This is a genomic window from Agrobacterium vitis (assembly GCF_014926405.1).
GTDB classification, from domain to species: domain Bacteria; phylum Pseudomonadota; class Alphaproteobacteria; order Rhizobiales; family Rhizobiaceae; genus Allorhizobium; species Allorhizobium vitis_H.
This window is the reverse complement of the sequence record NZ_JACXXJ020000005.1, coordinates 2,851,044-2,863,196: the sequence shown is the minus strand read 5'-3', so window position 1 is coordinate 2,863,196 and position 12,153 is coordinate 2,851,044. Positions and strand designations below refer to the sequence as shown.

The window sequence follows — 12,153 nt, the reverse complement described above, 5'->3', positions numbered from 1 at the left end:
GCTCAGGTCCCTACCAGTTTCGAAAGGTCGCGCGGCAAGCGCAAAATAAATGTCGAGCCGACGCCGATCTTGGAGCGTACGGTAATTTCACCTCCCAGGTTGCGCGTCAATGAGCGCACATGGGCAAGGCCAATGCCTTCACCCACCTGGTTCTGCTGTCCCGAGCGGCGGAAAAGCTCGAAAATCCGTTCATGATCCTGCTCAGCGATGCCGCGGCCGTTATCCTCTATTTCCAGGCGAATGAAGTGCCGTCCATCCGAGACCGCCCGGATAGAAAGAACGACCGGGCGATCTGGGGACTTATATTTGATAGCGTTGTCAAAAAGGTTACCGAGAATTTGCTCCAGGGACAACCTGTCGGATATGATGCTGGCAACGTCGGTTGAAATTTCGGTATGCCCGCCGCTCTCGCTGATCTGGTGGTGGACGCTGGCGGCCGTTGTCTCGATCAGCGGCTTCAGATCCAGCTCTTCCGGCTTGAGCTGGCGGCGTCCGTCGCGTGAGATTTTCAGGATGGCGTTGATCAGCCCGTCCATCTTGCGGGTCGAGGAGCGGATGAAGGAAATCGCTTCCGGCAGGTCCTCGGAGGCGGCAAGCCGCGCATCCTCAATCTGTTGCGGCGTCAAGGGTTGTCCATCAGCCAGAACATAGGTCTTCAATATCTGGAGCGCGCTGTCCAGTTCGGCGGTAAAGCCCATGATATTGACGAGGGGGGCGCGCAGGTCGTGGGTGATGATATAGGCGAAGCGCTGGATTTCCTGGTTGGCCTGCATCAGGTCTTCGGTTCGCTCCTGCACACGTTCTTCCAGCCCCGCATTGAGGACCTCCACCTCCTGGCGGGCCTTCAACAGATCGCGCACGTGCTGGATGATGATCAGGATCGCGCCGCCGATCACGATCACGATGGCCACGGCCCCGCCAATGGTAAAGACCTGCAACCAGCCGATGGCCAGGAGCTGACTGGCAATTCCCTGGTCTATCCTGTTGTCGGATTCGTCGCGGACCTCGTCAAGCACGGTGCGGATCTGGTCCATCAGCTGCTTGCCGTAACCGGCCCGGACAAGTTCGTAGGCCTGGCGGATGTCGCCGCTGCGGGTCAGCTCGACGGTCCTGGCCAATTCTTCAAGCTTGGCCTTTACCAATTCGCGCAGCTTCTCGACATCCGGGGCATGCTCAGGGCGCGGCTCCAGCAGATGGACGAGACTGTCCATTTCCGTGGTCACATCGCCGATGGCCTGGCTGTATGGGGTCAGGAAAGCGACATCGCGGGTAATCAGATAGCCTCTCTGCCCTGTTTCCGCATCAGTCAGCGTCTGCATCAGGTCGGCGCTGGCGCGCCGAATGACCCGCTCCTCGACAACAGTTCCGAAGGTGACGCGAGTCTTGCCGGTCAGCCACAGGGTCGAGCCGATCAGGCTGACCAGGAGGAGGCAGCCCAGGCCAAGCACAAACAGACTGGAGCGGATGAAACCTGCGTTTGTTGCCGACATGCAATCCTACCCGCCATGACCCAGTTGAAACGCAATGAACAGCAGGCAGAGCGCAATCACCCAGAGGGCCAGTCGGCCTGAGCGACTGTGGCGTGCCTGCGCCCTGCCGATTGCATCGGTGGTGCTCTCGTCGAAACGCAGTCCATGCTCGCTCATCTGCATCAATTCACTATGGAATTTCTCGGTTTTGGCTGCGATTTCCGGCAGGGCTTCCGCCACCCGCACTGCGGCGCGAATGCCGTCCTTCATGTCGGTGACGATGCGTTTTGGACCAAGATTGGCTTTGATCCAGTCCGCGACGACAGGCTCTGATGCCTTCCACATGTTGAACCGTGGATTGAGCATCCGCGAGACGCCTTCGACCACCACCATGGTTTTTTGTAGCATCACCAGTTCCGGCCTTGTCTGCATGTCGAACAGTTCAGTGACTTCAAACAGCAGCGTCAGCAACCGTGCCATGGAAATGGTCTCGGCCGGCTGGCCGTGAATGGGCTCGCCGATCGCCCGGATCGCCTGGGCAAAGCTGGCCATATTGTGATGAGATGGCACATAGCCGGCTTCGAAATGCACTTCCGCCACCCGCATGTAATCGCGGGTGATGAAGCCATAGAGAATTTCCGCCAGAAACCGCCGCTCTTTCTTGCCGAGCCGTCCGCAAATGCCCATGTCCACGGCAACGATCATGCCTGTTGGATCGACGAACAGATTGCCCGGATGCATGTCGGCATGGAAGAAGCCGTCGCGCAGCGTATGGCGCAGGAAGGACTGGATCAACGTATCGGCCAGCGCATCGAGATCATGACCGGCGGCTTTCAACGCCTCGACATCGGACATCTTGACGCCGTCGATCCATTCCATGGTGATGACATCGCGGCCCGTGCGTTCCCAATCGACCTGCGGAACCCTGAAGCCGGGATCACTGGCGGTGTTTTCGCCCAGTTCCGACAGAGCGGCGGCCTCGAGCCGCAGGTCCATTTCCACTTTCGTGGTCTGCTCAAGCGTTTTCGTCACCTCGACGGGGCGCAATCTGCGGGTCTGCGGCAGCAGCATTTCCTGCAAATGCGACACGAGATACATGACTTCGAGATCGGCCGCGAAACGGCGCCGTACACCGGGACGGATCACCTTGACGGCAACCTGTTTCACGCCGACAGGCGTTTCCACCATGCAGGGATGCACCTGGGCGATAGAGGCTGCGGCAATCGGCTCGCCGAAACTGGCATAAAGCTCCTCGACCGGACGCCCAAGCGACAATTCAATCGATGCCTTGGCTTCCCCCGTCGGAAAGAAGGCCATGCGGTCCTGCAATCCGGTCAGGTCATAGGCAAGTTCGGCGCCGACCACATCGGGCCGGGTCGCCAGGAACTGGCCGATTTTGGCATAGGACGGCCCCAGCCGCTCGACGGCTTGGGACAGGCGGTCGGACCGCAATGTGCCTCGGGCGCGCTTGCGCTCGAAGACCGCGGCGACTTTCTTTGCAAAGCCGACGCTCGGCGGCAGTCCTTCGGACGGCAGCGCCGAGACAACGCCTTCGCGAACGAGAATCCAGCCGACACGGGCCAACCTGAAATAGGCGCTGACTGTGCTCATCAATCGATCTTCAATCCGGCGGTCTTTCGGTCAGGCATTGTTCAGATCTTCCAGCCGGAATGAAGGGCAGCAATGCCGCCGGTATAGTTGGTGAAGGACACCTTCGAAAAGCCCGCCTTGGTGATCATCGCGGCAAAATCCTGCTGATTGGGGAACTTGCGGATCGATTCCACCAGATACTGATAGGGCTCGGCCTCACCGGTGATCATCTTGCCAAACCGTGGGATCGCCTTGAATGACCATTGATCGTAAAAACGATCCAGCAGCGGCATCTGCACCTCGGAAAATTCCAGCACCAGCAGCCGCCCGCCGCGTTTCAGCACGCGGTAGGCCTCGCTCAGCGCCACATCGATGCGGGGCACATTGCGAATGCCGAAGGCGATGGTATAGGCGTCGAATTGATTGGCCTCGAAGGGCAGGGCCTCGGCATTGGCCTCGACGAAGGTGAGATTGTCGGAGAGGCCTTTTTTCTGGGCCCGCTCCTGGCCGACGCCCAGCATGGAGCCGTTGATGTCGAGCACGGTGGCATGGGCAAGCCTGCGTGAGGCTTCAACGATGCGAAAGGCGATATCGCCCGTGCCGCCGGCCACGTCCAGCACCTTGTAGCCTGCATCCTTGCGCGGGTTGAGGGCTGCAATCAGCGCATCCTTCCAAACCCGGTGCATGCCGGCCGACATCACGTCGTTCATGATGTCGTAGCGCTTGGCAACCTTGTGGAACACGTCGTTGACAAGGCCCTGCTTTTCGCCTTCCGCCACATCGCGGAAGCCGTAGGAGGTTTCCATGCCGCCATCGGCGGAGGTGCGGCTTGCGACCATCGGCTCAACTCCATTCTCTCTAAAACTACACCAGCGACCTTGGCGAAGCCCGGTCCCTTGCACTATGTCTGCGGCACGATTGCAATTGCCCGTCGGGATAGTGGCGGGATATTGGCAGGGCAATGCCATGGCAGGCCGTCTCGTCCTTAAACCATGATGCCTGCCACTGGAATAGAAACATGGAGCCTTCATGCCGGAATTACCAGAGGTGGAGACCGTAAAACGGGGACTGGCACCATCCATGGAGGGGCGGCGGCTGACCCGTCTGGAACTGCGGCGGCCGGATCTGCGCTTTCCTTTGCCGGTCGATTTTGCGGCGAGGACGCAAGGCCGGCTGATCGTCTCCCTGTCGCGGCGGGCAAAATATCTGCTGATCGATCTCGATGACGGTGTCTCCGTCGTCTCCCATCTCGGCATGTCCGGCTCCTATCGGATCGAAGCCGCAAATGAGACCGGCCTGCCCGGTCAGTTTCATATGGCGCGTTCGCGAGATGAAAAGCATGACCATGTGATCTTTCATCTGAGCGGGCCGGAGGGCGACCCATTGAGGGTGATCTATAATGACCCACGCCGCTTCGGCTTCATGGATATGGTCGAGCGCCGTCACATGGATCGTCATGCCGCCTTTGCCGGGCTGGGGCCGGAGCCGGTCGGCAATGCGCTCGATGCCGACTATCTGGCCTTGCGATTCAAGGGCAAGGCGCAGCCTTTGAAAACCGCCCTTCTCGATCAGAAGGTGATTGCCGGTCTTGGCAATATCTATGTCTGCGAAGCCTTGTGGCGGGCGCATTTGTCGCCGGAAACACCGGCACGCGCGCTGGTCACTGCGCAAGGAAAGCCCGTGGCGGCACTGGAAGACCTGACGCAGGCCATTCGCACGGTCATCGCCGAGGCGATCGAGGCCGGCGGCTCCTCGCTGCGCGATCATATCCAGGCCGATGGCTCGCTTGGCTATTTCCAGCACAGTTTCAATGTCTATGACCGCGAAGGCGAAGCCTGCCGCACCCCTGGCTGCACAGGGACGGTCGAGCGCATGACCCAGGCGGGGCGGTCTACCTTCCATTGCCCTCAGTGTCAGAGATGAAGCGCCTTCGGGCCTCTGGCGAAAATGATGTGGCGGTTCGAAGGGCGCCTGCCGGCACAAAGGTTGAGAAAGCGCGTTGACGACGCCGTTCTTTCCCGCTATATGCCCGGCCACAGTTAGGAAAGCTTATCGCTTTCCACGATTGCTCCCGAATTGCTGGTATTGCAGGTCGCAACGACTTGGCGGCGAAGGTGGAGTTTTGGTTCGTATTCGAGAGAGGCATCCATGGCCAATACTACATCGGCGAAGAAGGCGACCCGCAAGATCGCTCGCCGCACCGCAATCAACAAGAGCCGCCGTACGCGCGTTCGTAACTTTGTGCGCAAGGTTGAAGAAGCCATCGCTTCTGGCGATCAGGCACTGGCTGCAGCCGCATTGAAGGCTGCCCAGCCTGAACTGCACCGCGCTGCTTCCAAGGGCGTTGTTCACGCCAATACCGCGTCGCGCAAGATTTCGCGTCTTGCCAGCCGCGTCAAGGCGCTCGCCGCCTAATTTTCGTCGAAAATTAACATTTTGATCAGCCTGGCTTTTTAGCCGGGCTTTTCGCGTTTTGATATTTTTCTCATTTCATCACTATTGCACGTTACGGTTTCATGTCACTCCAGTGACACGATATTCCTTTTTAGATCAATGGCTTGCCGGAGGTTCTCCCTCCTGATCGTTCTTTCCTTTACGGCAGGACTGTGCGATTTTGAGTCAAGTGATTTTTTTATTTTCAGGCAATATCAGGGCTTGCAATGATGGAGCCCGCCAAACTCCTTGATTCAAAAGCGATTCTTTTTTGGCTTTTGTGCTCCGGGAAACTTCCGGGACGGAGTCAATGGCGCGCTGTTAATTTTAGGTAAAATTCATTGTTGATCTCGGCATTCGATCCTGCCTAAATGCATTTCAAGAGAGGTGCGGATCTTGGCTCCTGTCGGAAAGACACAAGCTGCAAAAGCTGGTTTTTCTGAAAATCCTCTCCGGGCGGAACGGCTCAGTTTCGTTTCATCATACATTGGTTCTCATACGGAACTCGTTTCCATTTCAGGAAACGAGAGTTGGAGTTTGTGTGTCCAGCTTAAGTTGGAAGCATACTATTTAAATTTCTGAATAAGAGAGGGAAAGACTGGCCCGACATAAACGAGGATGAAGGGCCTTGAACGAAATACCTGTGTCATAACGGCATATGCTCATTCCCTGCTGCATTAAATTAGGCAATGCGGATTGAGGAGCTCCATTTGGCAGATATGATGATCAGCATGGTTTGCGTTCTTTAAGACGCATGCTGCTGTGAGAATGCATGATGGTGAATGCCTGACGAGACCGGTGTCCTTACGAGGGGATGTCGGTGTTGGAAGTCTCAGGCAGTCAAATGCAAGAACTTGAAGCGTCGGCCAGCAATGGCAACTGGCCGGCACATGTGGACAATTGGAAGGCGGCGAGATGCAGATGAAGATGGTAACGGCAAGTGCAGCAGCCAGTGGGGACGAGGCGCGCACGATAGATCAGGCCGTTAGCCCTGACGCGACAGGCGGCCCGAATGCGGTGGTAGACGATACGGTGGCAGGCGATGAAGTTCGATACGATGCGCTGTTCGAGCGGTTCAGTGCCCGGCTGCGGGCCCAGGTCGGCCCGGATGTGTTTGCCAGCTGGTTTGGTCGGTTGAAACTGCATTCCTCTTCAAAGAGCGTTATCCGGCTCAGCGTGCCGACGACCTTCCTGAAGTCCTGGATCAACAATCGTTATCTCGACCTGATTACCTCGATTTTCCAGGCGGAAGACGCCAGCATCCTGAAGATCGAAATCCTGGTGCGGAGCGCCAGCCGCAATAGCCGGGCGCCGGTTGTCGAAGACCGTGCCGTCGAACCCTCCCTGTCGTCTTCCCAGAAGCGTCAGGCGCCGCAAAGCATTGGCCAGATGGCACCTGCCATCGCCAATGCCGCAGCACCGCAGCGCGCTCCCGTACAGGGACCGTTGTTCGGCTCGCCGCTCGACAGCCGCTATACCTTTGACGGTTTCGTCGAAGGCGCGTCCAACCGAGTTGCGGTTGCCGCCGCCAAGACCATTGCTGAGGCCGGTGCAGGTGCGGTGCGCTTCAATCCGTTGTTCATTCATTCGTCGGTCGGTCTGGGCAAGACGCATCTGCTCCAGGCCATCGCCAATGCTGCAATCCATAGCCCTCGTGCGCCGCGCGTCGTCTATCTGACGGCGGAATATTTTATGTGGCGCTTTGCCACGGCCATCCGCGACAACGATGCTCTGACTTTGAAGGACTCGCTGCGCAATATCGACCTGTTGATCATTGACGACATGCAGTTCCTCCAAGGTAAAACCATCCAGCATGAATTCTGCCATTTGCTGAACATGCTGCTCGACAGCGCCAAGCAGGTGGTCGTGGCCGCCGACCGCGCGCCCTGGGAGCTGGAATCGCTTGATCAGCGCGTTCGCTCGCGCCTGCAAGGCGGCGTTGCCATCGAGATGGAGGCGCCTGATTACGACATGCGCCTCGACATGCTGAAGACAAGGTTGGCACTGGCCAAGAAAGAAGATCCGAGCCTGGAAATTCCAGCCGAGATCATCGCCCATGTGGCCCGCAATGTCGCCAGCTCAGGCCGTGATCTGGAAGGTGCGTTCAACCAGCTGCTGTTCCGCCGTTCGTTCGAAGCCAATATGACCATTGAGCGCGTCGATGAGCTGCTGGCCCATCTGGTCGGTGCTGCCGAGCAGAAGCGGGTTCGCATCGAAGACATTCAGCGTGTTGTTGCACGCCATTACAATGTCTCGCGCCAGGAATTGGTGTCCAACCGCCGCACTCGTGTCATCGTCAAGCCGCGCCAGATCGCTATGTATCTGTCAAAGACCCTGACGCCCCGGTCTTTCCCGGAAATTGGCCGTCGTTTCGGTGGCCGCGATCACACCACGGTACTGCATGCCGTGCGCAAGATCGAGGAACTGATCTCCGGCGACCAGAAATTGTCGCAGGAAATCGAGCTGCTGCGCCGCCTGATCAACGAGTAATCGGATCGTCGCCTCGCTTGGCCTCCCTATGCTTTTTGTAGATCACAGCGCCATTTGTCTTCACGGACAAATGGCGCTGTTTTCTTGTCATTGGCAGAGGAGATGGATTGTAAATCCGCAAGAAACGGGTGGCGACCCTGCTCCAAAAGAGCAATAACCATCTCCGATAAAGAGACATGGTGAGAGGCCGGTTATGCAAAAACAGATGGGTGCCCAGGAATGGGCGATGCTGCTGGTGCTTTCGGTGCTATGGGGCGGCTCCTTCCTGTTCATCGGCATTCTGGTAAAGGTCTGGCCGCCGCTGACCATCGTCACCGCCCGTGTTGCGCTTGCCGCAATGGCGCTGTGGATCATCGTCCACCTGTCGGGCCAGTCGGTTCCGCGCAGCGGTAAGGTTTGGCTTGCCTTTCTCGGCATGGGCCTTCTCAACAATGTTATTCCCTTCACCCTGATCGTCTGGGGCCAGACCCATATTCCGGTCGGGTTGGCGGCGATTTTCAACGCGACGACGCCGCTGTTCGGCGTGATCATCGCGCATTTTCTGACCGCCGATGAGAAGCTGACCGCCAACCGGCTGGCCGGTGTGCTGATCGGGGTTGCCGGTGTGGCGGTTATGATCGGCCCCGCCGTGCTCGGACATCTCGGTGCCGATCTCTGGGGTGAGTTGGCCGTGATGCTGGCGGCAGTTTCCTATGCCTTTGCCGGTCTTTTCGGGCGGCGCTTCAAGGCGATGGGATTAGCCCCTCTCTTGCCCGCCGCGGGCCAGGTGACGGCGGCAACGATGGTGCTCCTGCCGATCACGCTGATAGTCGACGCCCCCTGGACCTTGCCCGTTCCCGGTCTCGACAGCATTGCGGCTCTGCTGGGACTGGCATTGCTGTCAACAGCTGTCGGCTATGTGCTGTTTTTCCGGATATTGTCGACGGCTGGTGCCACCAACCTGATGCTGGTTACCATCCTTATTCCCCCCAGCGCCATTCTGCTGGGGGCTTTGGTGCTGGGAGACCAGGTCGCCCCCCGCCATCTGGTCGGCATGGTCTTGATCGCGCTCGGACTTGCCGCCATCGATGGCAGGCTATGGCGTCGGCTTCGCCGGCGGGCAGTCGCCTGACCGCACGCGCCGTGTCGCCTCAGACGCTGGCGATGGCAATGATTTCCGGGCTGGTCGGCTCAAAGCGGCGGCCATCCCACCAGCCGAGCATGTCGATGCTCTTGAACCCGGCTGCCTTGAAGAGCTGTTCGATCTTGCCGCTACCAGGGAAACGCAGGCAACTGCGACTGATCCGTTGTTCACCGGTCTCCAGCAGCGTGAAGGTCGCGTCAAAGGTGACATGCTCCCCTTCGGTCCTGTCGACCTGATAGAAAACCTCGACAGAGCCGATACCAGGCACCTGCGCTGTGTTGCGGGTTGTGGCTTCGGTCCATCCTTCCCAGGCGCGCAGCAGCGGGTTGCGGCTCTCGATGATCATCTGTCCACCCGGCGAGAGATGGCGGCGGGCATTGGTGAGCGCCAGAAGGGTTTCTTCATCATCGAGAAAGACCTGAAAGACATGGCCGGTCATGATGATCAGATCGAATTGCTCTCTATCGAGATTGAGATCGAAGGCATTGGCGGCAATCCAGCGCACCAACCCTTCCTTATCTTTGGCTTTTGCCAGAGCCAACATGCCCGGCGCGGGATCGATCCCTGTCACCTGATGGCCGCGTCTTGCCAGCCGGAGCGTCACCGAGCCTGTGCCGCAGCCGATATCGAGAATTCGGCAGGGCGTTTTTGGATAGGCGTCGTAGAAATCCCCGTCTTCGCCATGAATGTTGAAGCTGTCATAGAAAACGGCCATGTCATGCAGCGCAAAGGCATCATCTACGGGCATTGACGCTTCTCCCTCTATCCTTGCGTCTGTTTATGATTGCTCAGCAGGCGAGATCTGCCACGACGGCATCCAGAACCAGCATGCCTTTTGGCGTGCAGCGCAGCCGGGAATTGCCGAGACGTTCGATAAATCCGTGTTCCAGTAAAAATTGTTCGCGGACCGGGTCCGGATCGCGACCGGACAATTGCTGCCAACGGGCGAGATCGACGCCTTCGCGCAGCCTGAGGCCCATCAGCAGCAATTCGTCGGACTGTTCTTCGGAACCCAGCGCGTCCTGGATGACCATGCCGTGGCCGTTCTGTTCGACCGCTGAAAGCCAGGTTTCCGGGTGTTTTTCGGTGGCGGTCGCCAGTTTTTCATGGCCCTGCGTCAGCCGTCCATGGGCGCCAGGGCCAATACCGGCATAATCACCATAGCGCCAATAGGTCAGGTTGTGACGGCTCTCGGCGCCGGGCCGCGCATGGTTGGAAACCTCATAGGCGGGCAGGCCTTCGCGCTCGGTGATCTCCTGCGTCGCCTCATAGAGCTGGGCCGCATGTTCCTCATCGGGTGTAATGATCTTGCCAGCCTTGTGCAGGCCGAAGAATGGCGTGCCTTCCTCGATGGTCAGCTGATAGAGCGACAGATGGTCCACCGCATAGGAAATCGCCAGCTTCAACTCGGCATCCCAATCGGCAATCGTCTGATTGGGACGGGCATAGATCAGGTCGAAGGACATGCGCGGGAAAATCTCGCGTGCCAGCCGGACGGCTTTCAGTGCATCCTCCACCGAATGCATCCGGCCCAGAAATTTCAGATCGGCATCATTGAGCGCTTGCACGCCGAGCGACACCCGGTTGACGCCAGCTGACCGATAGCCCCGAAACCGTTCGGCTTCGACGCTGGTCGGATTGGCTTCCATGGTGATCTCGATGCCACGCGGCACGGTCCAGTAGCGGGCGATTCCGTCCAGGATGGCACCCACCGTGGCCGGGTCCATCAGCGAAGGCGTACCGCCGCCGAGGAAGATGCTGGTAACGGTCTTGGGGCCGCTCATGGCCCGCATCGTCTCCATTTCCTTCAGGAAAGCTGCCGTGAAGCGCGGCTGGTCGACCTTCTGGTGGCGGACATGGCTGTTGAAGTCACAATAGGGGCATTTGGCCGCGCAGAACGGCCAGTGAATATAGATGCCAAAGCCCGGTTCGCCGGTGTCTGGAAGGAGAAGCGACGTTGGCTCGGCCATAAATCCTCAGGCGTTCAGGCAGGTTTCGACGAAGAGCTTGAAAGCGCGCGCCCGGTGCGACAGGGCTTGCGCATCGCCCGGCTTCCAGCCGTGTTTTTCTTCCGAGGTCATTTCGCCAAACGTGGTCGAAAATCCTTCTGGCTGGAAGATCGGATCGTATCCAAAGCCGGAGGTGCCGCGGGGCGGCCAGGCGACCACACCTTCCACTTCACCTCGGAAAAACTCGGTATGGCCATCGGGCCAGCCCAGACACAGCACGCTGACAAAACGAGCCGTCCGGCTCTCAAGTGTTGCCGCGCCTTTTTCCTGCAAGGCATGCTCGACCTTTTCCATGGCCATGGCAAAATCGCGGCTGCCATCCTCGCGCTCGGCCCAATTGGCGGTATAGACGCCCGGCGCGCCGTCCAAGGCATCGATGACCAGACCGGAATCATCAGACAGCGCCGGCAGGCCAGAGGCTTTTGCCGAAGCCAGGGCCTTGATGGCAGCGTTTTCTTCGAATGTCGTGCCGGTTTCGTCCGGCTCGATGAAGCCGAGTTCCTTGGCCGATTTGGCAGCAAAGCCGAAGGGGCCGATCAGGTCGGCAATTTCAGCGATCTTGCCGGCATTGTGGCTGGCGACGACAATGGTTCTGGTATCGAGTTTGCGCATCATCCGATCCTATTCAATCTGCCAAAGCCGGGCTTCGGCGCATTCCAGACTATTGCCCGCTGGGTCGCGGAAATAAATCGAACGCGCACCATTCGGCCAGAGAAAATCCGCCTCGATGGCCACGCCATGGCTCAACAACCGTGACGCCATACCATCCATTGCCGCACCGTCCATCCGAAAGCAGGCATGACCTGGCCCGACGGCACCATGGGCTGGCACCGGCAGAGCGTCGGGCTCTGCGGGCTTGATGGTTTCGGCTGCATTAAACAGCAGCAGAACGCCCGGCCCACAGCGCAGGAACACATGACGCCCCGGCTGGCTGATGATCACCTCAAGGCCGAGCAGGCCGGCATAGAAACGCTCTGCCGCGTCGAGATCATCGACATACAGTGAGGTTTCCAGAATGCCTTCAATGCTTGTGGCCATT

General features: G+C 58.8%; 11 protein-coding genes. 4 read left to right on the top strand and 7 right to left on the bottom strand.

The genetic code is table 11. The features are described 5' to 3' along the window. Window positions 1-2: 2 nt before the first annotated feature. Genes IEI95_RS24605 through ubiE form a run of 3 tightly spaced genes read right to left on the bottom strand, consistent with a single transcriptional unit; the run spans window position 3 to window position 3,898 of the window. Entirely contained in the window at window positions 3-1,490 is a 1,488-nt protein-coding gene (locus IEI95_RS24605; RefSeq protein WP_012654794.1) for a sensor histidine kinase, read from the bottom strand. Window positions 1,491-1,496: 6 nt separating this feature from the next. Beyond that, window positions 1,497-3,080 (bottom strand): 2-polyprenylphenol 6-hydroxylase, encoded by a 1,584-nt coding sequence (gene ubiB / locus IEI95_RS24600; RefSeq protein WP_156531313.1) that lies wholly within the window; start codon window positions 3,078-3,080, stop codon window positions 1,497-1,499. A gap of 41 nt (window positions 3,081-3,121) precedes the next feature. Beyond that, window positions 3,122-3,898: a bifunctional demethylmenaquinone methyltransferase/2-methoxy-6-polyprenyl-1,4-benzoquinol methylase UbiE gene (gene ubiE, locus IEI95_RS24595; RefSeq protein WP_156531314.1), complete on the bottom strand. Its 777-nt coding sequence runs from the start codon at window positions 3,896-3,898 to the stop codon at window positions 3,122-3,124. Between the two features lie 190 nt (window positions 3,899-4,088). Between ubiE and mutM the strand changes: the two genes are divergently transcribed. From mutM to IEI95_RS24575, 4 genes are all read left to right on the top strand, one after another. Beyond that, window positions 4,089-4,982, top strand: a complete 894-nt coding sequence (gene mutM / locus IEI95_RS24590) for a bifunctional DNA-formamidopyrimidine glycosylase/DNA-(apurinic or apyrimidinic site) lyase (RefSeq protein ID WP_156531315.1) — start codon at window positions 4,089-4,091, stop codon at window positions 4,980-4,982. 225 nt (window positions 4,983-5,207) lie between these two features. Then, complete coding sequence (gene rpsT, locus IEI95_RS24585; RefSeq protein WP_012654798.1) at window positions 5,208-5,474, top strand: 30S ribosomal protein S20; 267 nt, start codon at window positions 5,208-5,210, stop codon at window positions 5,472-5,474. A 933-nt stretch (window positions 5,475-6,407) separates the two neighbouring features. After that, window positions 6,408-7,982 (top strand): chromosomal replication initiator protein DnaA, encoded by a 1,575-nt coding sequence (gene dnaA / locus IEI95_RS24580; protein WP_012654799.1) that lies wholly within the window; start codon window positions 6,408-6,410, stop codon window positions 7,980-7,982. Window positions 7,983-8,175: 193 nt separating this feature from the next. Continuing rightward, a complete protein-coding gene (locus tag IEI95_RS24575; RefSeq protein ID WP_234890855.1) occupies window positions 8,176-9,093 on the top strand; it encodes a DMT family transporter in 918 nt (305 codons plus the stop codon). 19 nt (window positions 9,094-9,112) lie between these two features. Here the strand turns inward: IEI95_RS24575 and IEI95_RS24570 are convergent, their stop codons facing one another. From IEI95_RS24570 to IEI95_RS24555, 4 genes are read right to left on the bottom strand one after another with little or no spacing between them, the layout of a single operon-like run. Next, window positions 9,113-9,853, bottom strand: coding sequence for a class I SAM-dependent methyltransferase (locus IEI95_RS24570; protein ID WP_156531316.1), 741 nt, complete (start codon window positions 9,851-9,853; stop codon window positions 9,113-9,115). 40 nt (window positions 9,854-9,893) lie between these two features. Next, on the bottom strand, window positions 9,894-11,075 hold the full coding sequence (gene hemW, locus IEI95_RS24565) for a radical SAM family heme chaperone HemW (RefSeq protein ID WP_156531317.1): 1,182 nt from the start codon (window positions 11,073-11,075) through the stop codon (window positions 9,894-9,896). A gap of 6 nt (window positions 11,076-11,081) precedes the next feature. Then, window positions 11,082-11,726 carry an RdgB/HAM1 family non-canonical purine NTP pyrophosphatase gene (gene rdgB, locus IEI95_RS24560; protein ID WP_156531318.1) on the bottom strand — a complete coding sequence of 215 codons (645 nt, stop codon included), beginning with the start codon at window positions 11,724-11,726 and terminating at the stop codon, window positions 11,082-11,084. A gap of 9 nt (window positions 11,727-11,735) precedes the next feature. Further along, window positions 11,736-12,152: a VOC family protein gene (locus tag IEI95_RS24555; RefSeq protein WP_156531319.1), complete on the bottom strand. Its 417-nt coding sequence runs from the start codon at window positions 12,150-12,152 to the stop codon at window positions 11,736-11,738. Window position 12,153: the final 1 nt, after the last annotated feature.

Coding starts and splice junctions, on each gene's coding strand:
- IEI95_RS24605 (WP_012654794.1), bottom strand. CDS start 1,490: ATGTCGGCAACAAACGCAGGTTTCATCCGCTCCAGTCTGTTTGTGCTT.
- ubiB (WP_156531313.1), bottom strand. CDS start 3,080: ATGAGCACAGTCAGCGCCTATTTCAGGTTGGCCCGTGTCGGCTGGATT.
- ubiE (WP_156531314.1), bottom strand. CDS start 3,898: ATGGTCGCAAGCCGCACCTCCGCCGATGGCGGCATGGAAACCTCCTAC.
- mutM (WP_156531315.1), top strand. CDS start 4,089: ATGCCGGAATTACCAGAGGTGGAGACCGTAAAACGGGGACTGGCACCA.
- rpsT (WP_012654798.1), top strand. CDS start 5,208: ATGGCCAATACTACATCGGCGAAGAAGGCGACCCGCAAGATCGCTCGC.
- dnaA (WP_012654799.1), top strand. CDS start 6,408: ATGCAGATGAAGATGGTAACGGCAAGTGCAGCAGCCAGTGGGGACGAG.
- IEI95_RS24575 (WP_234890855.1), top strand. CDS start 8,176: ATGCAAAAACAGATGGGTGCCCAGGAATGGGCGATGCTGCTGGTGCTT.
- IEI95_RS24570 (WP_156531316.1), bottom strand. CDS start 9,853: ATGCCCGTAGATGATGCCTTTGCGCTGCATGACATGGCCGTTTTCTAT.
- hemW (WP_156531317.1), bottom strand. CDS start 11,075: ATGGCCGAGCCAACGTCGCTTCTCCTTCCAGACACCGGCGAACCGGGC.
- rdgB (WP_156531318.1), bottom strand. CDS start 11,726: ATGCGCAAACTCGATACCAGAACCATTGTCGTCGCCAGCCACAATGCC.
- IEI95_RS24555 (WP_156531319.1), bottom strand. CDS start 12,152: ATGGCCACAAGCATTGAAGGCATTCTGGAAACCTCACTGTATGTCGAT.